Below are 24,367 nucleotides of genomic sequence, written 5' to 3' on the forward strand. Positions count from 1 at the left end.
ATTATTTAATCTCTGGCGGTGTTAAATGCGTGTGATACGGTGCCGGAGAAGGCATTTCCCACTCTAAGCCTTCCGCCCCTTCCCAAGGCTTGTCAGGGGCTTTCTCGCCTTTACCCCGCATGCATTTGATCACTACCACTAAAAAAATAAGTTGTGACAGACCAAACGCAAAACCGCCGATACTGACGATGGCATTGACGTTAGCAAATTGCAGCGCATAGTCTGGGATCCGCCGAGGCATGCCGGCCAAACCAAGAAAATGCATCGGGAAAAACAGCACGTTAACCGAAATGAGCGAGCACCAAAAATGCAGCTTGGCCAAGCCTTCATCAAACATTACCCCCGTCCACTTAGGCAACCAATAATAGCTGGCCGCCATGATGGAAAATATCGCGCCGCTGACCAGTACATAATGAAAGTGAGCGACAACAAAGTAGGTGTCGTGATATTGAAAATCTACCGGCGTAATGGCTAGCATTAAGCCTGAAAAGCCACCAATGGTGAACAGCACTATGAACGCTATAGCAAACAACATGGGAACTTCAAACGTCAGTGAACCACGCCACATGGTGGCAACCCAGTTGAACACCTTAACCCCAGTTGGCACCGAAATAAGCATGGTGCAATACATAAAAAACAATTCAGCGGCAACCGGCATGCCCGTGGTAAACATATGATGCGCCCATACCAAAAAGCTCAAACCGGCTATCGAGGCAGTGGCATAAACCATAGAGGCATAACCAAATAAAGGCTTGCGAGAAAAGGCCGGAACAATGGCCGAGATAATGCCAAAAGAGGGCAAAATCATGATGTACACTTCAGGGTGACCAAAGAACCAAAAGATATGTTGGAACATTACGGGGTCACCGCCACCGGCTGCATCAAAAAAGCTGGTACCGAAGTACTTATCGGTCAAAACCATGGTAACCGCACCGGCCAAAACAGGCATCACGGCAATCAGCAAAAATGCGGTGATAAGCCAAGTCCAAACAAACAAGGGCAACTTCATCATCGTCATTCCCGGCGCCCTAAGGTTGACGATGGTCACAATCACATTAATGGCGCCCATGATAGAGCTGATGCCCATCAGGTGTACCGCAAAAACAAACACCGCTGTACTGTCAGGGCTATATTTAGTAGAAAGCGGCGCGTAGAAGGTCCAACCGAAATTGGGACCGCCACCTTCCATAAATAAGCTCATCAACATCATGGTGAAAGCAAAAGGTAAAATCCAAAAGCTCCAGTTATTCATCCTCGGAAGCGCCATATCCGGCGCACCTATCATCACGGGTAACATCCAGTTGGCCAATCCCACAAAAGCTGGCATAACCGCGCCAAAAACCATGATTAAGCCATGAACCGTGGTCATTTGGTTGAAGAAGTTAGGCTCGATCAGCTGCAAGCCGGGTTGAAATAACTCAGCCCGGATCACCATGGCCATCGCCCCACCGGTTAAAAACATGGCGAAGCTAAACAGCAAGTACAGACTGCCGATGTCTTTGTGGTTCGTAGTCAGTACCCAACGAGCCATAAAACCGCTGGGTTTGTGGTCATGGTGCGGCCCATGCTCTGTCATATCTGGATTGGCAATACTCGACTCCATCGTCATGGTTACAAGTCCTTCTGGTCCATCACAGCTTTGACTTGGGCAGGTTGCACCAAGTCACCGGTATCATTGCCCCAAGCATTGCGCTCATAGGTAATGACGGCTGATAACTCTTTTAATTTAAGTTGCTTCGCAAACGCTTGCATGGCAGTCCCCGGCGCGCCGTGAACCACTACGTCAATGTGTTTCAAGACATCTTCAGTGGCTATTTTGTTGCCTTTTAATGCCGGAAATACCCCAGCTAAGCCTTCGCCATTCGCTTGGTGACACGCGGCGCAGCTTTTCAGGTAGACCTTCTCCCCAAGCGTCATCATCTCATCCATGGTCATATTCATAGATAATAGCGCTTGCTCGGCAGCTTTTTCTTCGGCAATTTTTTGCTGCTGCGAAGCCAGCCAGGTATTAAACTCTTGTTCCGGCTTTGCAATCACCACAATCGGCATAAAACCATGGTCTTTGCCGCACAACTCAGCACACTGCCCTCGATAAATGCCTGGCTCATTAATCCGCGTCCAAGCTTCGTTGATAAAGCCCGGGTTGGCGTCTTTTTTCACCGCAAAAGCCGGCACCCACCAAGAGTGAATTACATCTTCAGAAGTGACTAAAAACCGAACCTTTTTGCCGACCGGTAATACCAAGGGGTAGTCCACTTCCAACAAATAGTTATCGCGTTTGTTACGCTCATTATTGATTTGATCTTGGCGAGTCGCCAATAAGCTATAAAACTCAACATCTTGCCCAAAGTATTTGTAATGCCATTTCCACTGCGAGCCTGTAACTTGAATGGTGATATCTGCATCACTGGGGTCTTCCATTGCGATTAAGGTCTTGGTAGCCGGAATCGCCATTGCGATTAATATCACAAAGGGAATGGCCGTCCAGAGTATTTCCACTTTAGTATTTTCATGAAACTGAGCGGCTTTTGCGCCTTTGTCTTTCCGGTGATGAATGATGGCCCAAAACATCACGGCAAAAACCAAAATGCCTATCACACAGCAGATATAAAAAATGGTCATGTGCAAGTCGTACACTTGCTGACTGATGTCGGTGACGCCTTGAGTTAAGTTAACAGGCATACTTTTGGCGACAGCTGGGCTGGCGCCCCACGGTAGTAAAGTGATTAGAAAAGCAAAACTCGGTGGTTTCAGCTGGCTCACATGACTTCTCCTCTGTCATTGCCAACAGCAGCCGCCTAGCGATGGCGCCTCCTGATAATATATGCCCAGAAACTACAACCAAACACAACACAGACTTTTGAGACTGTTTCGTTGCTTAATATTTCGGCTCTTATCAGAAGTAAAGCAGTTAATTACGTTTTGTAAAATTTTTGTTAAAAACCCTTAAGCATAGAGCTAACGTTCTGAATTAAATATTAAAGAGATCTTGGCTAGGCTCGCGTCCATCAACACACTGGTTTCAGTCGTAAGCAATAAGGTTTGGTCATCTTGCCACACGATGGCTTCCCATTGTGCATATTGCGGCAATACAAAGCGTTTACCCGCTGTTATGTCAATATTGCCGCCAACCACAGGGAACACCCAAAGAAAACCATGACCAAACACCCTTTGCTTGCTGTAGCCTAATAAGGCTAAGTAGCCTGTTTCTGGGCGATAATCGGCTGCTGTGACTAACCCTTGTACATTAACGGTGTCCGCCACAGACAAGGCTTGCTGGGCTTGAGTGGGATCAATAATGTAAAGTTGGCTTTGCTCATCAGCCCAATTTTTGCTGAAGAGCCAAAGTTCGTGTTCAACTTTGGTGATCGCTTCGCAGTCATAATTGTGCTCATAAGCTTGATATTTACCTTGCTTGGCTTGATAACTAAACCGTAAGGTGTCGCCAGAAACATAGTCTTGAGATCCGGCTTCATCTATTTGCTGCCAAGGCACACGGTAAATTTGAAAGTCATCACGGTGGCCGCTGTTATTGCCACAATCAGCCACATAGAGGTATTCATCATCTTGTGCGAGCGATTCCCAATCTTGATTGCTGGCACCACGGATCTTATGGCGTTTTTTGATTTGAGTGGCGCCTTGAGTTAACTGGTAAATATAAGGCTGATCGCCACTGTCATTAATGGTCCAAAGCAGTCCATCACGACGAGCTAACCCGGAAGTTTCACTGATACCGGCAGGCAAGGTTTGCACCACTTCATAGCTTATTTCGGCTTCCCCTAATGCCACCGCAGGTGCAGCTGTCTTGTTATCTCTGTCCGAAGTAGCTTGTGGTGTGTGGTCGTTGCTTGGCTCAACGCTTTGGCTTGCTGATGAAACTTCATCAGTATCAACTGTATGCTCAGGAACGGCTTGCACTTTTGCTTGCGTTGGCGCATGTTCTACTTCTTCAACCTGAGGCTGGGCACAACCCAATAAGATAACGACGGGTATGACTTGCATCACCAATCTTTGATGCGATTGCAACCATTTGCTGGGCCAACGCTTACACACTGTCATTGCTATTCCTTTTATCATCAACGCATTGCAGTATACTAAGCGGTGTTGATTGACTAAAGATGAAGATGGAACCAAAAAATGGCCGTGACCGTAATTTACCCTGGCACCTTTGACCCCGTAACGAATGGCCATATGGAATTGATCCAGCGGGCTGCAAAAATGTTTGACCGAGTGATCATTAGCATCGCGGCTAGCCCAAGCAAACAACCCAAGTTTAGCCTTGCGCAACGCGTGGCATTGCTCGAGCAAGCTTGCCAACATTTAGATAACATCAAGATAGTGGGCTTTTCAGGGTTACTGGCGCAGTTTGCTAAAGAGCAAGACGCCCAAGTATTACTGAGAGGAGTAAGAGGCAGTAATGACTTTGACTACGAACTGCAACTGGCCAACATGAATCGCAAGCTCAACCCAGACCTGGAAACCGTGATATTAACGCCAAGTCCAGAAAACAGCGCAATATCCTCTACCTTAGTAAAAGAAATTGCCCTGCACGGCGGCGATATTACTGACTTAGTGCCCCAAGGCGTAATGGAAGCCTTTACAGCCCTTACCCAAGCGCAATAAAGTACTGCGCAGTGGCCACTATTTCTGACATTGGCTGCAGTAGACTGTAGCCCGTTGCCCTAGCTTAATTTCAGAGAGGGTATGACCACAGCCATGGCAAGCTGCACCGCCACGGCCATAAACAGCAAGTTGCTGCACAAAGTAGCCAGGCTTGCCATCACTGTTGGTAAAATCTTTGAGCGTCGTACCACCTTGCTCTATGGCTTCGGCCAACACTTGTTTTATATTTATGGTTAAACGCTCATATCTGGCCATCGAAATATTGCCCGCTGCACGTTTAGGGTGAATGCCGCTGCGGTATAAGCTTTCATTTGCATAGATATTACCGACCCCTACCACGTTTTTATTATCCATGATAAACAGCTTCACCGCACTTTTACGGCCACGCGAGCGCTGATATAACCTAGTAGCATCAAAAGCCTCTGTTAAAGGCTCAGGACCAAGCTCAGCGAGCAAAGGGTGCAGCTCAGGCTCACCTTTTACCCACAAGCACGCACCAAAGCGTCGTGGGTCATTTAATCTAAGACACTGGCCAGAGTCTAAGACAATATCAATATGATCATGCTTTACCACCGGCGTCGCCGCATCCAGTACCCGTAAATGACCTGACATGCCCAAATGCAACACAATAGTGCCCACTTGCGTACGTAACAGTAAATACTTAGCACGGCGTTCAACGCGTTCAATCGTCTGGCCGCATGCTTGTTGAATGCTATCAGGCACCGGCCAACGCAATTGGCTTTGGCGCACAATGACTTGCTTGATGGTATGCAGCTCTAAATGGGGGCGAATGCCTAAACGGCTGACTTCAACTTCTGGTAATTCGGGCATCGTTTACTCTATTTGGGTAATAATTTATGCAATTGCTCTTCTTCTAAGCGCAGCAACTGTCCTTGCCAGTTTGTCATAACAAGGCCCGAGTCCAACTGGTACAAAGTCAACGTCAGCGGTTCGGCAACACCGGCCAGCCATACTTGATATTGCTGGCTGTATTGACTCACCGGGAGCTCACCGTCTGCTAATTGCAATTTGGCTAACTCGTGATGACTCCAGGCTTGCATCATTTGCGCAAGCTGCTCTGGGCCTAAACCAATATCAGGGCGACTACGCCAACTGTGACCGATGCGCTCAACCACGTAGTCTGGGCCTTGAAAAGTAAGCACCATGGCTTGTTTGGGCAATAACGTCAGTTTAGCGCTACTAATGCGTTCATTGTTTAACGTTTGCTTGTGGCTAAAGTTAAAAATAAAGATCATCGCTAACACGGCGAAAATCAGTACGTTGTTCCAGCCTTTACGGGTCAGTTTCATTCAGGTTTATTCTTCGAAAAAGATCTCGAAGATCATCATAAAACAATTTACAGAGGATTGCTGCGGGCTTGATAACAGGCATAAAAAAACCCAGCCGAAGCTGGGTTTTTGGAAGTAAAATCAAATTACTTGATTTTGCCTTCTTTGTACATTACGTGCTTGCGAACTACAGGATCAAACTTTTTGATCTCGAACTTCTCAGGCATGTTACGCTTGTTCTTGTCAGTTGTGTAGAAGTGACCAGTACCAGCGCTTGAGTTCAAGCGAATTTTTTCGCGACCGCCTTTAGATGCCATCTTTTAGTCTCCTAAACCTTTTCACCACGAGCACGGATGTCAGCTAGTACTGAATCGATACCCTTCTTATCGATGATACGCATACCCTTAGTAGAGGTGCGTAGTTTTACAAAGCGGTTTTCGCTTTCAACCCAGAAACGGTGCGTTTGTAGGTTAGGTAGAAAACGGCGTCTTGTTCTGTTTTTTGCATGCGATACGTTGTTACCTACAGCTGGACGCTTACCGGTAACTTGACATACTCTAGACATGTCATTCTTCTCCAAATATAACTTTTTGCTCGAGCAATTATTAGTGCCTCGTGTGGCCGTCGCCCGAGGCACTACGAGGGCGCATTTTATACAGCAAAGCCAAGGCAAGATCAACAAATTGTTCAAAATCGCTGGAAATTACAGCTAAATCCACCCTCTTTCAGCAAAAGAGGTGCATTCCCCGTCACCCACGATAAAATGATCCAACACTCGAATATCCACTAAAGCTAACGCCGCGATCACCTTCTCGGTGATCTGACGATCAGCACAACTTGGCTCTGCAATGCCAGACGGGTGATTATGCACTAAAATGAGCGCCGCGGCGTGAAATTTTAACGCTTGCTCTAAAATAACTCGCGGATAAACCGCCGCGCCATCCAAGGTACCGTGAAATAGCTCTGCAAATTGAATCACGCGGTGCTGACTATCGAGCAGTAAAATGGCAAAGATTTCATTGGTTTGATCGCGTAGTTGCGCCAGTAAAAATTGCGCAGTGGCTTCTGGGCTAGTGAGCACATCGGTTCGCTGTAACTTTTCTGCCAGGTGTCGCCGAGACATTTCCACAGAAGCTTGCAGTTGCACAAACTTTGCGACACCTACCCCCTTAGCGTCACAAAAACTGTCAACATCGGCATTAAGCAAAGCTCGCAGTGAGCCAAAGTGCTGTAATAATGCTTGTGCCAACTGCACAGCATCTAGCCCAGCGCAGCCCGTACGCAAGAAAATGGCCAGCAACTCTGCATCTGATAATGCTCTGGCACCTTGCTGCAGTAACTTTTCTCTTGGTCGTTGGTGGGCAGGCCAATGTTTAATCGACATCACGGCTCCTCGCAGTAAACTAACAAAAAAGTCATTAATTAAAAGCTAGTCGATTGTCATGATCTAGAAAGCGTAAATTAAGATTAACTTGTGCTATCGTTGCGTTTTATTTTTTCTTGGGTAACCCATGAGCCTGCACAATAAAAACATTTTATTAGGCATCAGCGGTGGCATTGCCGCGTACAAGTGTGCTGAACTGACCCGTCGTTTAAAAGATCACGGCGCCAATGTCCGAGTCGTGATGACCAAAGGTGGCAAAGCCTTCATTACTCCGCTGACGATGCAAGCGGTATCAGGCAACCCAGTCTCTGACAGCTTACTTGACCCTGCCGCAGAAGCAGGCATGGGCCATATTGAGCTGGCCAAATGGGCAGATTTAGTGCTGGTGGCGCCAGCCAGTGCTAACACCTTGGCCAGACTAAGTGCAGGCATGGCGGACGATTTGCTGGGCACATTATGCTTGGCTACGCCGGCTCCTATCGCTCTCGCCCCGGCCATGAATCAGCAAATGTATCTCGCGCCGGCCACGCAAGAAAACTTAACCCGCTTAGCGCAACGTGGCGTGCATATCTGGGGACCCGCTGCAGGCGAACAAGCCTGTGGTGATGTGGGCCCAGGACGTATGCTTGAACCTAACGACTTGGTCGAGCGTTGCTTGCAACATTTTCAAGCCGGCAGTGCCCTTGCTGGGCTCAAACTATTGATTACCGCCGGCCCTACGCGAGAAGCGTTAGACCCGGTGCGTTACCTGTCGAACCACAGCTCAGGAAAAATGGGTTACGCCATTGCTGAAGCGGCGCTGGCAGCGGGAGCTGAAGTCACTTTAATAACAGGACCAGTAAATATTACCGCGCCAAGTCAGGCTCAAACCATTGCGGTTTGCAGTGCGCTTGAAATGCATCACGCGGCCATGAGCCAAGCGCCAGAACATGATATTTTCATCGCCTGCGCGGCAGTGGCGGATTATCGACCAGAGACGGTGGCAGATAACAAAATCAAAAAAAATGATGACGGCTTAGTCGTAAAAATGATCAAAAACCCTGATATTTTGGCCGATATCGCCAATAGTGATCCGCGCCCATTTTGTGTGGGGTTTGCTGCCGAAACGCAAGATGTGGCGCATTACGCCAAAGGTAAGTTAAACCGAAAAAACCTCGACCTGATTGCCGCCAATGACGTGGCCAAAGCCGGCCAAGGTTTTAATACCGATAACAACGCGTTAACCGTGTTTTCGAAAACGCAGCAATTTGACATTGCTTTCGCCAGTAAAGCAGACGTTGCCAAGCAACTGCTTAACATTATTCATCAGCAATATAACAAGTAAAAAGAAAGACCTATTCAATGAAAAAGATCGAACTAAAAATTCTCGACCCACGTATTGGCAATGAGCTGCCATTACCCACCTACGCAACCCCAGGCTCAGCGGGGCTGGATTTGAGGGCTTGCATTGATCAAGACCTCGAGCTTAAACCTGGTGAAACTCAGCTGATCCCGACAGGTATTGCTATCTACATTAACGACCCTAGCTTGGCTGCTACCATTTTGCCGCGCTCAGGTTTAGGCCACAAACATGGCATCGTGTTGGGCAATTTGGTCGGCCTGATTGATTCAGATTACCAGGGGCAACTCATGGTGTCTTGTTGGAACCGTGGCGACACAACATTCACCATTACGCAAGGTGAACGTATCGCACAGTTAGTTTTTGTGCCTGTAGTGCAAGCAGAATTTGAATTAGTTGAAGAGTTTGCCAGCAGCGAGCGTGGCGAAGGTGGTTTTGGCCATTCAGGCAGCCACTAAGCTCTTTGGTATAAGGAAACGCCATGCCAGCGAACAGTAAAGTAAATCGTAAAGAACAAATCTTACAATGTTTGGCGCAAATGCTAGAAACCGCGCCAGGGCAACGCATTACAACCGCTAAACTTGCCAAGCAAGTGGGTGTATCGGAAGCAGCGCTATATCGCCACTTCCCCAGTAAAGCGCGTATGTTTGAGGGGTTAATCGAGTTTATAGAAGAATCTTTACTCTCACGTATTAACCTGATTTTGGAAGAAGAGAAGGATACTTTTAACCGTATTCATCACATCTTGCATTTAATTTTAAGTTTTACCGAACGCAACCCTGGCATCACTCGGATTTTAACCGGTGATGCATTATTGGGTGAAAATGATCGTTTACGCAGTCGTATTCAAGGTTTATTCGAAAAGCTAGAAACGCAGATAAAACAGGTACTCAGAGAAAAGAAACTGCGTGAAGGCCAAGGTTTTAATTTGGATGAAGGCGCACTGGCGAATCTACTTTTGGCCTTTGCTGAAGGTAAAGTGAATCAATTTGTTCGTACCGAATTCAAGCAAAAGCCGACCGCCGACTTTGACGCCCAGTGGAGCTTTATTCGCAATCAACTGCTGCATAGCTAATTCTCCTCGCTTTACTTCATAACCCTTATGAAATGAACAATAGGCAACGAAACAAGTTGCCTATTGTTTCTACACACTTTTCAGCTAGTATATGGGCAAATCACGAATCCCTCATATTAAGCTAATATGAATCACTACCACTTTGACCTTACTAAGGGCTAATTTATGGATGAAATAATACAAGAGTCAGGCACTTGGCTACAAAACAACCAAGCATTACTGATTGAATACGCAGTCAACATTGGCGCAGCTGTGCTTATTTTGTTTTTCGGCTTTATCGCCGCCGGCATGATCTCCAATGGTTTTGGTAAAGTCTTAAAGGCAAAAAACCTTGACAAAACCATCGTCGATTTCGTTTCAGGTCTAGTGCGTTACGGCGTTTTGGCCTTTGTAATTATTGCAGCTTTGGGCCGTGTGGGCGTACAAACTGCGTCATTTGTCGCGGTTATTGGTGCAGCCGGTTTAGCCATTGGCTTAGCGCTACAAGGCTCATTGTCTAACTTTGCCTCTGGCGTATTGTTAATACTATTTCGCCCATTCAAAGCCGGTGACTACGTTGAAATTGCGGGTGCCGCGGGCAGTGTTGACTCGATTCAAATCTTCTCGACCGTGCTTACTACGCCAGACAACAAAGTAGTCGTTGCACCCAACGCAGCAGTGCTTGGTGGTAACATCATCAACTACTCTAAGATGCCCACTCGCCGTATCGACATGGTCGTGGGCGTGAGTTACAACGCGGATTTAAAACAAACTCAAGAAGTATTAACACGCATTGTTAAAGCTGACGAGCGTGTACTGAAAGACCCTGCTCCAACCATCGAAGTGGTGGCGCTGGCCGACTCTTCAGTCAACTTCGTGGTCCGCCCATGGGTGAAAACGGCCGATTACTGGGACGTTTATTTTGCCCTGCACAAAGCCATTAAAATTGGTTTGGATGAGGCAAGCATTGAGATCCCATTTCCACAAATGGATGTACACGTCAACAAAGTGGCGTAAAGGTAAAGAAGATACAGCCCAACTAGGGCTGTATTAGTTAGGCTATCGCATTCAGTACTTCAAAGCAGGCACCTATGGTGTGATAGTCTATTTTTGCCCCTGGGCTAGCAATCAGCTGGTCGGCAACTTGATTATCTCGGGTCAATACGCGCCACCATGGTTGATGTTTTTCACCACAAAAGTGCTGCCAACTGTACTGCCATAGTTGATCATAGTGCTGCCAGTATTGTTCATTGCCTGTTACCTTCGCCAACATAGCCGCAGCCGCCAATGATTCGGCTTGTACCCAGAAATACTTATCGTCATCACAGACTTTTCCATCCGGGTCAAAACCATACACCAAACCGCCATATTGCTCGTCCCAAGCAAACTGCCAAGCTTGTTGAAACAAGTGTTCGGCACTGGTGACCAACCAATCTAACTGGCTGTGTTTATTTATCTGTAACAGTAGCTTGGCCCATTCGGTCAAGTGACCAGGCTGAAAACCCCACGGTTTATATAAGTTTTTCGGATCGTTTTTGTTGTATTCCCAGTCCACTTGCCAATTTTGGTTGTAATGCTCCCAAATCAAGCCATTGGTGGTGGCTGTTTGGCGACGACAGATGTTGTCAGCAATCGTAATCGCGCGTTGTAAAAACTGACTATCTTGGCTTGCCTCATACGCAGCAATCATAGCTTCACAAGCGTGCATATTCGCATTTTGACCACGATAACTGTCTAGAGATAGCCAATCTGGGCTGGCTTGATCGGCATACAAGCCATGTTCCGGCTGCCAAAAGCGCTGCTCCATAATATCAAACGCCTGATACAGCCCTTCTTTAGCGCCTGCTAACCCAGATTTAAGACACCCTGCGTACATCAGCACCACAAAGGCTAGGCCATAACAATAATTGTCTTGCTCTATTGGGTGTTGTCCATCCATGACCCAATTAAAGCCTTGACGAGTAGCATCAAAATGTTGCTCTGCCACATATTTCATACCATGCTCGGCTAAGGCGAGCCACTCTGGCCGTTGATAATGCCTGCCCGCAGTAGCGAATACCCAGGTTAAGCGGGTGGAGCTCACAAGCTGCTTTTTACCTGCGTCTTGGTGCTGACCGTTGGGAAATAATGATTGAAAAAACCCACCTTGGTTATCAATGGCATACGTTTGGTAGAACTCGGTCAACTGTTGAATATGAGAATCAATAAATTGCGGGTCGCGAAAAGGCACCGTGGTCATATACACTCCTGATTAAGCTTGTCTAAGATTGCTAGGCATGTCAGCAACGGTAGGCAATGCGGTCCAAGCACCTTGAGTGCTCACCGCATAGCCGCCGCAAGTTACTGCAGTGAGCATAGCTTGTTGTAACTGTTCTGGTTCGTTAAGAGTTAACTGTAAAGCGTGACGAGAAGTAATAGCTTGCGCCAATAGCCCGTATAACCAACCGCCCATAAACGCGTCTCCTGCTCCTGTAGTATCAACCACATTGACTTTAGGCGTGGCTTGCTGAAGCTGCAACTGCTTAGAGAAAAGTTGTACCGGATTGCCCCCGTCTGTAACCAGGATGATACTTGGTCCCAGCTTTAACAAATCCTGAATAAACTCGGTAGAGCTGCGCTCGGCCGCTAAATACTCAACTTCTTCAAGACTTAACTTAATGATGTCGCAGTGAGAAATACAGTCCATCACACGACTTACAAGGGCACTGGTGTCGGCCCATAAAGGCAATCGAAGATTGACGTCAAAACTGTTGATGTAGCCACATTTTCGAGCTTGGTGTAGCCCTGTTAAGGTCGTCTCAAAAATACGCTCATCGGTTAAGGTGTTTGAGCAAATATGAAAAATGCCCTCGCCATTGAATAATTCAGAGGTGAAGTAATCAGCAGAAAAATGTAGGTCAGCACTGTTATTTCGAGAAAATGAAAATGAACGCTCACCGTGCTCGTCTAGGCTGACAAATGCCATTGGCGTAGGGTGGTCAGCATCCGTCAGCAAATGTTGCGTATCAACTTTAAACTGCTGTAAACACTTACGTAAAAAAATACCCGCGTCATCTTCACCCACAGCACCTACAAATTTGGCATCCTGCCCTAAACGTGCCAATGCAACCGCTACGTTAGCAGGGGCACCACCGGGAAATTGCCCTTTCACAGGAATTTCCAACTCACCAAATGCTTGGGTTTGCAGCGGGATCCAATCAATCAACACTTCGCCAAACGCGATCAAACTTGCCATAACAACTCCAGCCAAAATAGGAATGCCAAAGATACTAGCACTCCAGCATTTAAATTAAGTGAAATAATTCACGATAAACAAATTTAAAAACATAAATAACCACACAAATCAATTTTCATCGTCATTGAAAGATAATCACTCTGAATATGGCGATGAATCATGCTTACCTGCATTTATCCTAACGGTAAACTCGCCATCAAAAAGCGCAGCCTTTTACATTCTTTAAGGATAATAGTATTTGACTCAGAGGGACGAAATGAATGGAGGTTAGACCGACGGGGCTACGCAGTGGAATAAAGAAGCGTTGAGCCTAATTGACTGCTCTTGAAGCGCGGTTAAGCCGAGCGCCAAAGAGTTCAAACGGCTTTTTCCAACGTGTGATGACACAAGTATCAAAAGCTAGGTAAACAGCCAACCAGCAACGCACTGGTTGGCAATATGACTTAAGCAGAGCGTTTAGGGTGATCTAAAAACGCGAGCAATAAGCCCACGGCTAGGCCGAATAAATGGACTAAATTGGCCATTGAGGGACCAATGACGTCCATAAAACCTAATGCCAACCAAAACAGCATAAAGCCCATGAGTGGGTTTGGTAGTCCTAAGCCTTGTTCAGGATCGCGTTTACCCGCTAACCAGACGTAACCGGCCAAAGCATACACTACGCCAGATAAGCCACCGAAGTTAGGCCCCACCATAATGAATTGCACCGTATTAGGCAAAATCGAAGCGATGATAAACAAAGTTAACAGCTTGTTTGAGCCTTTGCGATCTTCTATCAGTCCACCCAAGTGCCACCACCACAGTAAGTTAAACACTATGTGCAGCACGCTAAAATGCAGCAAGGTGGGACTAAAAAATCGCCACACTTGCATGGATTGCATATCAGCAAAACTTGGGAAAAAGCTCAAAGCTTCATAAATTGGGCGAAAGAAGCCCATGTTCATCAGTAAATATAAGCCTAAGCAAGCCGCAAATACCACCAAGGTTAATGGGCCGGCATGAAATAAAAAGTTACGAACAATTAACCAACCGCCGCCTTGGTAATTCAGATCGCCGCGGTCAGTTTTTCCTAAATCCCAACTGGCTTGGTGGTATTTAGGATCATTAGGGTGCTGCACAAAGTGTCGTAAAACAGTCAGCGCCTGCTCGGCATCGTCGTCATTAACCACAAACACTCGAGCAGCATCTTCCTCACGTTCCATAGTGCACGCAATGCCTTGGGTTTGCATATAATCCAAGTAAGCTTGGGCAGCTCGGACGTTTTCTAATACCGCTAATTCGCGCAATCTTGTCTCCTAATTTTCTTATCCGCGATACCTATATCACGCTAGGCTTCAATTTGACGACGCCACAACTCCATGCCGCCATCCATGCTATAAACCGCATCATAGCCTTGGTTTAATAAGTACTGCGCAGCGCCTTGGCTAGAATTACCGTGGTAACACACCACAACAACTGGGGTGTCAAAATCCACTTGGTCCATAAACTGTACCAGGCTGTCATTGGTAAGGTGAAACGCACCTTCAATATGGCCTGCTTCGAATGACTGCGGATCACGGATATCCGCAATCTTAGCTTCACCTTTAGCAAGCAACTCTGCGGTATCCACTACCGAAATGTGTTCAAATTGGTCCATCAATACTTCCTTTTAATTACTTCACAGCCAAGCTAGGCCAATCAACTTCCGTAGCCAATAAGCGAACATCGGCGATGTAATGAATATATTGCCCGGCGCTAACTTGAAAATCGCTCGCGGGGTTTAACTGCATGCCGTTACCATTTTTATAACTGGCAATCCCCACCACCGTACACCTGTATTGTTGTCGAAAACCTTGTGCAAGTGATTCAAAATTTCCGCCTGTATAACTTTCTGGCACGACCATGCTATAAAGCGTGGCACCTTTAGTCACTGAAAATAATTGCTCAGCTACTTGACTGGAGCCCGGGTCTTGCATGCTTCTTACCAACATTTCAGCTTGATGAGAACTGCTACATTCAACGTTGTCACAATGTAATTTCAGTAACTTAGATTTACTTTGATCAATAAAGTAAGCTGAAATATTCGCATTTTTATCCGCCACGGCACCCAGGGCTAGCGCGGTAGTGAGCGTTTCGTCATCATGCTCCCCGTCAATGATGATCCTAGCGGCTTTGTTAGCTGCGACTCGCGCTAACTCTGTCGGCTCAGTAAATGAGCGCATCTTGGCAAATTCAATGCCAAATTTGTCCGCAAACGGATGCTGCATATCACGCGTCACACACAGTATTATTTTCCGCTGCAGACGCTTTTTATCGGCCAGAATATACTGAATGACTTGCTCTGTTTTATCTGCATTCCAACCAAATACCAAGACATGGTCTTGATAATCACTGTAATCACCTAAGCCGTTCATACCTTTCCTTAAAATAGCCAAGGCTAATTGGCTGAATTTACCGATTAAGGCGCCAAAAACCAATAATCCAGTAGGAATTTGATATAACGCCACCACATATTTACCTGCACTTGTCACAGGACTAAAATCACCAAACCCTACGGTAGAAACCACCACCATGGAATAATAAATAAAGGTGTCTGGGTGAATTAATTCGGTTTCACCACACAGCCACAATAGCACCCAACTAGTAGATACTTGCAGCAGTAAAATTCCAAATAAGCCAAACCAACTTAGATCTTCAGTCAGCCGCTGCACTACGTGAACCAGACGTTGAAAAATTGGCATGTTTACCCCTTATGCGCCAGAAATAATTGATACGCAGGGTTGTCAGTTTCTTCTTTTGCAGCAAACCCTAGCCTATCAAGGTACTGATTAAATTCCTGTTTTTCACCTGCTGGCAACTCAAAACCGGCCAGTACACGGCCGTACGCGGCGCCATGGTTACGGTAATGAAATAGCGTAATATTCCAACGGGTGCCCAAGGTTTGTAAGAACTTACTCAATGCACCTGGTTGCTCTGGAAACTCAAAGCTAAATAGGCACTCTTGCAATACTTTATGCGGCCGTCCACCCACCATATAGCGTACGTGCAATTTAGCCATTTCGTTATCTGAGATGTCTTGCACCGGATAGCCGTCATTCATCAAAGCGTCGGTTAATTGATGAAGCTCATCAAACCCGCCAGGAATGCGCACTCCGACAAAAATATTGGCTTGCGAATCGTTGGCATAACGATAATTAAACTCGGTAATAGATCGGCCACCTAACATGTTGATAAAGTTTAAGAAAGCGCCCTTTTTTTCCGGGATAGTCACCGCTAACACGCCTTCTTTTTGCTCGCCTAATTCACAGCGCTCAGACACATACCTTAAACTGTGAAAGTTGACGTTGGCACCACTTAAAATAGCGGCTAAGCATTGTCCCTGTAACTCATGTTGCTGAGAATAGGCTTTCAAACCTGCCAGTGCCAACGCACCAGACGGCTCCGAAATCGCTCTGGTATCTTCAAAGATATCTTTTACCGCGGCACAAATTTCGTCGGTACTAACCGTTATCACTTCATCGAGGTATTGCTGGCACAAACGAAATGTTTCTGTGCCTATGGTTTTCACTGCCACGCCATCTGCAAATAAACCGACTTTTTCCAGCGCAGTAGGTTGACCCGTTTCCAGTGCAATTTTTAAACATGCAGAATCTGCGGACTCAACCCCGATGACTTTGGTCTCTGGCATCAACTGCTTAACGTATACCGCCACACCCGCAGCCAAGCCGCCGCCGCCAACCGGCACAAAGATATGGCTCAACTGGCTTTCTTGCTGTAACAATTCTTTGGCGACCGTACCTTGCCCGGCAATCACTTCGGCATCATCAAACGGCGGGATCAACGTATAACCGTGTTCAGTCGCCAGCATTTTGGCGTGCTGACTGGCCTCATCAAAGCTATTACCCACCAGCACAACATTCGAGCCTAATGCTCTGACCGAGGTCACCTTAATGTCTGGTGTAGTGGTTGGCATGACGATGGTTGCTTTGATGTCCATTTTAGCCGCCGACATCGCGACACCTTGAGCATGATTACCCGCCGAAGCGGCGACCACACCACGTGCTTTTTGTTCAGCACTTAAACTTGCCAGTTTGTTATACGCGCCGCGCAACTTAAATGAGTGCACCGCTTGCTCATCTTCTCGTTTTAACAGCACTTGGTTGCCTAAGCGTTGCCCGAGTTTTTTCATCGGCTGTAGACGAGTGACAACTGCAGCGTCATAAATGGGAGCCAGTAAAATTTTCTTTAGGTATTCCGCCGCCGATAATTCAGCTTGCGCCATGTTGCACCTCAATCTGATTATTCACGTTTCAAGCCTGGGCGTTAACCCAAAACAAAAACTAAAAAAGGCCACAAAGGGCCTTTTTGAATCATATCATTGATCCCTGATAAAGGGATCACAGCTGATACTGAGTCGATTATTCGAATTTCGATTTATCACGCACCGCACCTTTGTCAGCAGACAGTGCCATTGAACCGTAAATTTTCAGCGACAACGGAACGTTACGCTCACGGCTCAGTGGTTTCCAAGCATCTTTGCCTTTTGCTTCCATCTTAACGCGACGGGCGGCAAGCTCTGCTTCAGGCACGTCTAACTTAATGGCACGAGTTGGAATATCAATGTCGATAATGTCGCCATTTTCAACCAAAGCAATTTCACCACCTGAAGCCGCTTCAGGAGAAACGTGACCGATAGATAAACCAGAAGTGCCACCAGAGAAGCGACCATCGGTGATCAATGCACACTTAGCGCCTAACCCCATCGACTTCAAGTAAGTCGTTGGGTACAGCATTTCTTGCATACCAGGGCCACCTTTAGGGCCTTCGTAACGAATAACCACTACTTCACCGGCTAATACTTCACCGCCTAAGATGCCTTTAACCGCTGTGTCTTGGCTTTCAAAAACGCGCGCAGGACCGCGGAAAGAGAAGTTATCTTCTGTTACACCAGCCGTTTTAACAATACAGCCATCTGCTGCAACGTTACCTGTTAATACCGCCAGGCCACCTTCTAAGCTAAAGGCGTTTTCAATCGAACGGATACAACCGTTTGCACGATCATCATCAAGGGTATCCCAACGACAAGCTTGGCTAAACGCCACCGTGGTACGAATGCCCGCAGGGCCCGCACGGTAGAATTTTTTCACGTCTTCGTCGTTTGTCACGGTAATATCGTACTGAGCTAACTGCTCCGCCATAGTAATACCTAACACAGTTTGCTGGTTGGTATTTAATAAACCGGCGCGGTCTAGCTCACCCAGAATACCCATCACACCACCGGCGCGGTGAACGTCTTCCATGTGGTAAAGCGGCGTTGATGGCGCGACTTTACAAAGCTGTGGAATGCGACGAGACATTTCGTCCATGTCAGACATATCAAAGTCAATCTCGCCTTCTTGTACTGCAGCAAGTAAGTGTAATACGGTGTTAGTAGAGCCGCCCATAGCAATGTCTAACGCCATCGCATTTTCAAATGATGCACGACAAGCAATGGCACGAGGCAACACAGACTCATCATCTTGCTCGTAGTAACGCTTAGTTAATTCTACAATGCGCTTACCCGCAGTAAGGAATAACTGCTCACGATCGGCGTGAGTCGCCAGCATAGAGCCGTTACCAGGCAAAGAAAGACCTAACGCTTCAGTCAAACAGTTCATTGAGTTAGCGGTAAACATGCCAGAACAAGAGCCACACGTTGGGCACGCGCTACGTTCAATTTGCTCACTTTCTTCATCCGATACCGTTGGATCGGCACCTTTAATCATGGCGTCAACCAAGTCTAGCTTGATAATGTCTTCTGAAAGCTTGGTTTTACCCGCTTCCATTGGGCCACCAGAAACGAAGATCACAGGAATGTTTAAACGCATCGACGCCATCAACATTCCCGGAGTAATTTTGTCACAGTTAGAAATACATACGATGGCATCTGCACAGTGGGCATTGACCATGTATTCAACTGAGTCGGCAATAAGCTCGCGTGATGGCAAGCTGTACAACATACCGTCATGCCCCATCGCGATGCCATCGTCTACTGCGATAGTGTTAAATTCTTTGGCAATACCGCCTGCTTCCTCAATCGCACCCGCTACCAATTGCCCCATATCTTTCAGGTGAACGTGGCCAGGTACAAACTGAGTAAAAGAGTTGGCTACGGCAATAATTGGCTTGCCAAAATCGTTATCTTTTACACCAGTGGCGCGCCATAAGGCACGGGCACCCGCCATATTACGTCCGTGGGTAGACGTTGCACTGCGATACTTAGGCATAGTATTACTCTCATTAATAAATATATTGACTGCATAACCAAGGTTGTACTTGGCTATTTTAATGTATTAAGCGTGGCGACAAAGACGCTTCTTAATGGCATATAACCATAATCGAAGCGCCGCGGTTTGTCTTTAACTAATCTTATGACCGAGCCGGTTCATTGACCGATAAGATTCGTCGCGCCGCTAAAATGGGTTTAAGCGAGCTTTTGCTCTGTGGTGACTTGGCTTAACCCCGTCACGCTGTTCACGTCGACCAACTTTGCTAACTGCGTGGTAAGTAGAGGCAAAGCACGCGTGCTGGCTACGGTGACTTGTAAGTGTACTTGTGCGTTCGCTTCGTCTAATTGGGTCTGTAGAGTTTGCACGCTAAAACCACGATGGCGAATGACTCGAAGCACTCGCTCCAGCACTTCTGGCGTGTGACGAGTGGTAATTTCTAGGTGGTGTATCATGATTCGCAATCCTCCATCATTTTGTCATTGGCAGCGCCTGGCGGAACCAATGGCCAAACATTTTCTTCTTCACTGATGGCAACATGCAATAAATACGCGCCTTCACTGTTTAACATCCGTTGTAATGCAGGCTCAACTTGCTCTTTTACTACTATGGTTTCGCCTGGAATATCAAATGACTTCGCCAAATTCACAAAGTCTGGGTTGTCGGTCAAAATAGTTTCACTATAACGTCCTTCAAAGAACAGCTTCTGCCACTGTCTTACCATGCCTAAACGTTGGTTATCGATGAGTAAGATTTTCACCGGTAGTTTGCGACGCTTAATGGTGCCAAGCTCTTGCACATTCATCATAAAAGAGCCATCACCCGATACCGCAACCACAATATCTTCAGGTCGAGCAACCTGCGCGCCCACTGCTGCCGGCACGCCAAAACCCATAGTGCCAAGACCTGAGCTAGACAAGTGATCTTTTGGGCTATCAAATTCAATATGTTGGGCTACCCACATTTGGTGCTGGCCCACGTCGCAGGTCACCACAGTGTGCTTAGGCGCTAAATCTGAAAGCTGCTTTAACAACAATGGCGCGTAAATTGCTTCACCAGGGTGGTCATAGCGCCAACCGAAGTCTTGTTTCATTTGCGTACAATGTGCTTGCCAAGGCGCAATAGACAAGGTTTGTGCTAATTGTGGCAATACTTGCTTAAGGTCAGCAGAAATGGCAACGTCAGGTTGACGTAATTTACCCAGTTCAGCCGCGTCGATGTCCAAGTGAATCACTTTGGCATTGACCGCAAATTCGTCTAGCTTACCGGTGACACGGTCATCAAACCGCGCTCCTGCAACAACCAATAAGTCAGCTTCTTGCACAGCAAAGTTTGCTGCTTTGGTGCCGTGCATGCCCACCATGCCAAGAAAACCTGTTTGTTCTGGAGCTATAGTGCCAATGCCTTTTAACGTGGTCATACTTGGCATCTCAGTGACGGCTAAAAAGTCACGTAGTTGGCTTTCTGCATCCGCCAAAGTAACGCCACCACCAACATATAGAAGGGGTTTTTCTGCTGCAGCCAATAAAGCTTTCGCCGCGGCAATTTCATCTGCTTGCGGCGCTTCAGGTTTAGCAACCATGTGCTTAATGCACTCATGTTCAATTTCGGCTAATTGAATATCTTTAGGAATATCCACTAGCACAGGACCAGGGCGACCAGAGCGAGCCACTTCAAACGCTTGTGTGATAACAGAACCAAGCTCTTCGGCATTTTGCACCATAAAGCTGTGCTTGGTACAAGAGAGGGACATACCCAATACGTCTACTTCTTGGAAAGCATCTGTGCCAATTAATGGTGTCGCTACTTGTCCTGTAATAGCAACAATTGGCACCGAGTCAAGCAAAGCATCTGCAAGGCCAGTGATCAAGTTAGTGGCACCAGGACCAGACGTAGCGATACATACGCCAACGCCACCGGTTGAGCGAGCATAACCAATCGCAGCCATTGCTGCGCCTTGTTCATGACGACACAATAAGTGGTCAACACCACAATCATATAAAGCGTCGTATACCGGCATAATGGCACCACCCGGGTAACCAAAAACTTGTTCAACTCCTTGTTGCTGTAAGGCCTTTACAACAAAATGGGCACCATTCATAGTTATCACTTCCTAGTAAAAAAAAACCCCCGGCTGATTAAGCAACGGGGGTTTAGCTTGTTTGAGTCGACGACCGTTTGCCAGCTAAAAGCCCCTGTATGATGGCCATAAGACCACCAGCAGGACGGGAATAATTCGGCAAATCGTTGTCAGCATTCGGACTCAACAAATAAAAACTTCAAAAACTGCACACATAACTACCATAAAGCCGTTATGTGAGCAAGTTCAACAACCTTACATTGTGCTAGTAAAGCCGACATAAACAGAAACATCATCTATACAAAACCCATCAAAACCGGATTAAATTAGATTTATATACTATTTATTCTGATTTATGCCGGATTAAAAAACAGTGAACACATCATTTGCAAGATCTCTTACCGGTTAAAAAAACAGCGCCAAAAACATCATTTTTTTATTTCCCCTCCACTTAAGCCTTCTACCTAAGCCAACAGGGGGCTGCTGATTAAAAACAAAGCGCCTCGCCGCATTCGTTAAATTGATAAATTCGGGCAGTTTTCCGCCACTCGTTAATAATAAACTTATCAAGGAGAAAATATGTCACTGGCCATTTTACACTGTCGCAGTCTGCTGGGCGTCCAAGCCAGCGAAGTCCAAGTAGAAATTCATATCGGCAGAGGTTTGCCCGCATTTAACCTCGTCGGATTAGCTGAAGCCAGCGTAAAAGAAGCCAAAGAGCGCGTGCGCAGCGCCATTCAAAATGCCCATTTTGAATTCCCATGCCAACGCTTAACCGTTAACCTTGCGCCCGCTGACGTGCCGAAACACGGGGGCCATTTCGATTTGGCGATTGCCATCGGCATTCTGGCGGCGTCAGGCCAAATCCCTGCAAAACGCCTGGCACAATTTGAATTCTACGGCGAACTGGCATTATCTGGAGAGTTGCGCCCTTGCCGAGGGATGCTGCCGATGACGATGGCTTCGGCAAAAGGTCAGCGCCAAGTCATAGCACCGCAGGACAATCAACAGGATATTGCCAGGGTCAGTGGCCAACACTTACTGGCGCACTCGCTATTAGAAGTTTGCCAGTTTTTACAAAACCAAACGAAGCTGCCAATTGCACAGTCGGATAACTCTGCTGCAGCATCAAAACCCAGCCCAGAACTGAGCGATATCATGGGCCAACACCAAGGTAAACGAGCATTAGAAATTGCAGCGTGTGGCGGCCATCATTTTTTACTGCTAGGGCCACCTGGTACTGGTAAAAGTATGCTGGCAAGTCGCATGATAGGCATAATGCCGCCCCTCAATGAGCAACAAGCACTAGAAACCGCCTGTGTTTATTCACTAACAGAACAGGTTATACCTTGGCAACAGCGTCCTTTTCGTCAACCGCACCATAGCGCATCAGCGGCCGCTCTCGTGGGAGGGGGTGGAAAGCCAAAACCCGGGGAAATTAGCCTAAGCCACAATGGCGTATTATTTTTGGACGAGCTGCCCGAGTTTTCTCGCGCGGTACTCGATAACCTCAGAGAGCCGATGGAGAACCGCAGTGTGACCATCGCCAGAGCCAATGCAAGATTGCAGTTTCCCGCAAACTTTCAACTCATAGCGGCGATGAACCCCAGCCCTTGCGGACATGCTCAAGGGCCACAGCGACGTAGCACGCCAGAGCAAATACAGCGTTATCTACATAAGCTTTCAGGCCCCTTGTTAGACAGGTTTGACTTAACCGTCATGTTGCCACAACTGCCTGCAGGCAGCCTCAGCCAAGGCCATCGAACATCGCAACCCAATGAGCCCAGCAATCAACAAATTCAAGCCAAGGTAATTCAGTGCCAACAAATACAGCAGCAACGTCAAGGAAGCCTCAATGCCCATTTATCAGCTGCCAGTATTAAGCAAATGGCACCACTGCAACGCCAAGATGCCGAGTTTTTAGAGCAAGCTATTTGCAAACTGGGATTATCTATTCGTGCATGGCATAGCATCATTAAAGTGGCGCGAACCATCGCCGATATGGCACACAGCCCGCAAATACAACGCGAACACCTCACCGAAGCGCTAAACTACCGCGCCATGGACAGGTTATTAAGCAGCTTACAGTAGCTATACGCTAGCTTGAATGGTTTTTCAGTGCCAAAATTTGTTGGAACGAAATCAAGCGAATACCTTGTTGTTTAATATAAGCTTTAAGTCCCTTATCCAACATGGCCTGATAGTCTGCCACCCTTATACGCCAATCCATATCTGGGCAAATGCGTTTAAGTTCATCGTCTTCAATGGAAGGATGCAACATAAAAAAGCTCACCCCGTTTGGCAGTTGCTGCAAGCATTGTTTCACAGCTTCAACCCGGTTGCTGTCATCTTGATAAGGCAAGGAACACCAGTGATCAAATAATGGCTCAGCGGCTTGCTCCATTTGCGCAGTGGTTGCAGCTACACTGGCATGCTCTGGACACAGCGGCGTCTCAGTGAGGGCCATTTCGGTATGGTTAATAAACCTCGGAGTTCGGTTTAAGTAATCACTGTGCATGGCAAGCATAGGTAATTGATACTTCTGCGCGACTTGATAAAAAACAGGCAAGGTTTTAGCCGACATCATGCTTAGCATATGAGAATCAAGGTGACTCACCGTAATGCCCGCTGCCAATGCTGCCTCTACTTGAGCGCATGCTTCAGCAAATACTGCTTGCGGTTTTGCCTGTTGCCAACAGTCGTATTCGCTGGCATGAAAAAAGCCCAGTGAGTCTACCAACCCTGTATTAGCTAGACCTGCCGTTAGCGGTCGCCAACGATAGTGCTGCCACTCAGAAGTCAGCGTCAGGTGAACCCCCATATCAGCGTCAGCTTGTTCACGACACAGCTCAGCCGCTTTTAAAAACCAAGGGCATGGCACCATGGTTGACCCAGACAAAGCAATGCCAAAATCTTTTAAGTCTTGGTAGGCTGCTACACTTCCTTGATTCATACCAATATCATCGCAGTGAAATATCACCACTTTTTCATCAGACTCGAAACCTAACCGGTTAATCAGATCATTTGTCATTTAACACTCGATTACATCTGTAGTTAGAAAAACAAAGTTGAGAACACCCGCACACTGAATTTACCACTCACTGTTATGCTATGTCAT

24 protein-coding genes are annotated in these 24,367 nt (G+C 46.9%); 6 read left to right on the forward strand and 18 right to left on the reverse strand.

Translation table 11 applies throughout. The features are described 5' to 3' along the window. Position 1: 1 nt before the first annotated feature. The 3 genes from ctaD to D1Z90_RS05970 form a co-directional block, all read right to left on the reverse strand. Positions 2-1,603: a cytochrome c oxidase subunit I gene (gene ctaD / locus D1Z90_RS05960; RefSeq protein ID WP_198419060.1), complete on the reverse strand. Its 1,602-nt coding sequence runs from the start codon at positions 1,601-1,603 to the stop codon at positions 2-4. Between the two features lie 8 nt (positions 1,604-1,611). Further along, positions 1,612-2,682 carry a cytochrome c oxidase subunit II gene (coxB, locus tag D1Z90_RS05965; RefSeq protein ID WP_119909908.1) on the reverse strand — a complete coding sequence of 357 codons (1,071 nt, stop codon included), beginning with the start codon at positions 2,680-2,682 and terminating at the stop codon, positions 1,612-1,614. Positions 2,683-2,958: 276 nt separating this feature from the next. Beyond that, positions 2,959-4,059 carry a glycoside hydrolase family 183 protein gene (locus D1Z90_RS05970; RefSeq protein WP_119909835.1) on the reverse strand — a complete coding sequence of 367 codons (1,101 nt, stop codon included), beginning with the start codon at positions 4,057-4,059 and terminating at the stop codon, positions 2,959-2,961. A 78-nt stretch (positions 4,060-4,137) separates the two neighbouring features. Between D1Z90_RS05970 and coaD the strand changes: the two genes are divergently transcribed. Further along, positions 4,138-4,623, forward strand: coding sequence for a pantetheine-phosphate adenylyltransferase (gene coaD, locus D1Z90_RS05975; protein ID WP_119909836.1), 486 nt, complete (start codon positions 4,138-4,140; stop codon positions 4,621-4,623). A gap of 18 nt (positions 4,624-4,641) precedes the next feature. Here the strand turns inward: coaD and mutM are convergent, their stop codons facing one another. The 5 genes from mutM to radC all read right to left on the reverse strand — a co-directional run bounded on the left by mutM (position 4,642) and on the right by radC (position 7,296). Beyond that, positions 4,642-5,454, reverse strand: a complete 813-nt coding sequence (mutM, locus tag D1Z90_RS05980; RefSeq protein WP_119909837.1) for a bifunctional DNA-formamidopyrimidine glycosylase/DNA-(apurinic or apyrimidinic site) lyase — start codon at positions 5,452-5,454, stop codon at positions 4,642-4,644. Between the two features lie 8 nt (positions 5,455-5,462). Next, positions 5,463-5,933: a hypothetical protein gene (locus D1Z90_RS05985; RefSeq protein WP_119909838.1), complete on the reverse strand. Its 471-nt coding sequence runs from the start codon at positions 5,931-5,933 to the stop codon at positions 5,463-5,465. Positions 5,934-6,058: 125 nt separating this feature from the next. Then, on the reverse strand, positions 6,059-6,229 hold the full coding sequence (rpmG, locus tag D1Z90_RS05990) for a 50S ribosomal protein L33 (protein ID WP_119909839.1): 171 nt from the start codon (positions 6,227-6,229) through the stop codon (positions 6,059-6,061). An 11-nt stretch (positions 6,230-6,240) separates the two neighbouring features. Further along, complete coding sequence (rpmB, locus tag D1Z90_RS05995) at positions 6,241-6,477, reverse strand: 50S ribosomal protein L28 (protein WP_119909840.1); 237 nt, start codon at positions 6,475-6,477, stop codon at positions 6,241-6,243. Between the two features lie 144 nt (positions 6,478-6,621). Continuing rightward, a complete protein-coding gene (gene radC / locus D1Z90_RS06000; RefSeq protein ID WP_119909841.1) occupies positions 6,622-7,296 on the reverse strand; it encodes a RadC family protein in 675 nt (224 codons plus the stop codon). A 127-nt stretch (positions 7,297-7,423) separates the two neighbouring features. Here radC and coaBC point away from each other — a divergent pair, with 127 nt between their 5' ends. The 4 genes from coaBC to mscS all read left to right on the forward strand — a co-directional run bounded on the left by coaBC (position 7,424) and on the right by mscS (position 10,706). After that, positions 7,424-8,620: a bifunctional phosphopantothenoylcysteine decarboxylase/phosphopantothenate--cysteine ligase CoaBC gene (coaBC, locus tag D1Z90_RS06005; protein WP_119909842.1), complete on the forward strand. Its 1,197-nt coding sequence runs from the start codon at positions 7,424-7,426 to the stop codon at positions 8,618-8,620. Between the two features lie 17 nt (positions 8,621-8,637). Further along, a complete protein-coding gene (gene dut / locus D1Z90_RS06010; RefSeq protein WP_119909843.1) occupies positions 8,638-9,093 on the forward strand; it encodes a dUTP diphosphatase in 456 nt (151 codons plus the stop codon). Between the two features lie 23 nt (positions 9,094-9,116). Further along, positions 9,117-9,710, forward strand: a complete 594-nt coding sequence (gene slmA / locus D1Z90_RS06015; protein WP_119909844.1) for a nucleoid occlusion factor SlmA — start codon at positions 9,117-9,119, stop codon at positions 9,708-9,710. A gap of 165 nt (positions 9,711-9,875) precedes the next feature. Further along, a complete protein-coding gene (gene mscS / locus D1Z90_RS06020; RefSeq protein ID WP_119909845.1) occupies positions 9,876-10,706 on the forward strand; it encodes a small-conductance mechanosensitive channel MscS in 831 nt (276 codons plus the stop codon). A 37-nt stretch (positions 10,707-10,743) separates the two neighbouring features. Here mscS and D1Z90_RS06025 read toward each other — a convergent pair whose 3' ends face one another. The 9 genes from D1Z90_RS06025 to ilvG all read right to left on the reverse strand — a co-directional run bounded on the left by D1Z90_RS06025 (position 10,744) and on the right by ilvG (position 21,270). Further along, entirely contained in the window at positions 10,744-11,928 is a 1,185-nt protein-coding gene (locus tag D1Z90_RS06025) for an AGE family epimerase/isomerase (protein ID WP_119909846.1), read from the reverse strand. A gap of 12 nt (positions 11,929-11,940) precedes the next feature. Then, entirely contained in the window at positions 11,941-12,924 is a 984-nt protein-coding gene (locus D1Z90_RS06030; RefSeq protein WP_119909847.1) for a carbohydrate kinase family protein, read from the reverse strand. Between the two features lie 443 nt (positions 12,925-13,367). Continuing rightward, complete coding sequence (gene glpG, locus D1Z90_RS06035; RefSeq protein ID WP_119909848.1) at positions 13,368-14,210, reverse strand: rhomboid family intramembrane serine protease GlpG; 843 nt, start codon at positions 14,208-14,210, stop codon at positions 13,368-13,370. A gap of 41 nt (positions 14,211-14,251) precedes the next feature. Continuing rightward, positions 14,252-14,560 carry a thiosulfate sulfurtransferase GlpE gene (glpE, locus tag D1Z90_RS06040; RefSeq protein ID WP_119909849.1) on the reverse strand — a complete coding sequence of 103 codons (309 nt, stop codon included), beginning with the start codon at positions 14,558-14,560 and terminating at the stop codon, positions 14,252-14,254. Between the two features lie 16 nt (positions 14,561-14,576). Then, on the reverse strand, positions 14,577-15,644 hold the full coding sequence (locus tag D1Z90_RS06045; RefSeq protein ID WP_119909850.1) for a potassium channel family protein: 1,068 nt from the start codon (positions 15,642-15,644) through the stop codon (positions 14,577-14,579). A gap of 2 nt (positions 15,645-15,646) precedes the next feature. Beyond that, a complete protein-coding gene (ilvA, locus tag D1Z90_RS06050) occupies positions 15,647-17,185 on the reverse strand; it encodes a threonine ammonia-lyase, biosynthetic (RefSeq protein ID WP_119909851.1) in 1,539 nt (512 codons plus the stop codon). Between the two features lie 136 nt (positions 17,186-17,321). Further along, positions 17,322-19,169 (reverse strand): dihydroxy-acid dehydratase, encoded by a 1,848-nt coding sequence (ilvD, locus tag D1Z90_RS06055; RefSeq protein WP_119909852.1) that lies wholly within the window; start codon positions 19,167-19,169, stop codon positions 17,322-17,324. Positions 19,170-19,366: 197 nt separating this feature from the next. Continuing rightward, the gene (ilvM, locus tag D1Z90_RS06060; RefSeq protein WP_119909853.1) at positions 19,367-19,624 is read right to left on the reverse strand and encodes an acetolactate synthase 2 small subunit; all 258 of its coding nucleotides are present in this window, start codon (positions 19,622-19,624) and stop codon (positions 19,367-19,369) included. Then, complete coding sequence (gene ilvG / locus D1Z90_RS06065; RefSeq protein ID WP_119909854.1) at positions 19,621-21,270, reverse strand: acetolactate synthase 2 catalytic subunit; 1,650 nt, start codon at positions 21,268-21,270, stop codon at positions 19,621-19,623. The genes ilvM and ilvG overlap by 4 nt, the downstream gene beginning before the upstream one ends. 558 nt (positions 21,271-21,828) lie before the next feature. On the opposite strand from ilvG, the gene D1Z90_RS06070 reads away from it, so the two are divergent. Next, a complete protein-coding gene (locus tag D1Z90_RS06070) occupies positions 21,829-23,340 on the forward strand; it encodes a YifB family Mg chelatase-like AAA ATPase (RefSeq protein WP_119909855.1) in 1,512 nt (503 codons plus the stop codon). Positions 23,341-23,347: 7 nt separating this feature from the next. On the opposite strand, the gene D1Z90_RS06075 is transcribed toward D1Z90_RS06070, so the two are convergent. Further along, a complete protein-coding gene (locus tag D1Z90_RS06075) occupies positions 23,348-24,280 on the reverse strand; it encodes a ChbG/HpnK family deacetylase (RefSeq protein WP_119909856.1) in 933 nt (310 codons plus the stop codon). Between the last annotated feature and the right edge of the window lie 87 nt (positions 24,281-24,367).

Source organism: Motilimonas pumila (assembly GCF_003596335.1).
Taxonomy (GTDB): Bacteria; Pseudomonadota; Gammaproteobacteria; order Enterobacterales; family CBDFNC01; genus Motilimonas; species Motilimonas pumila.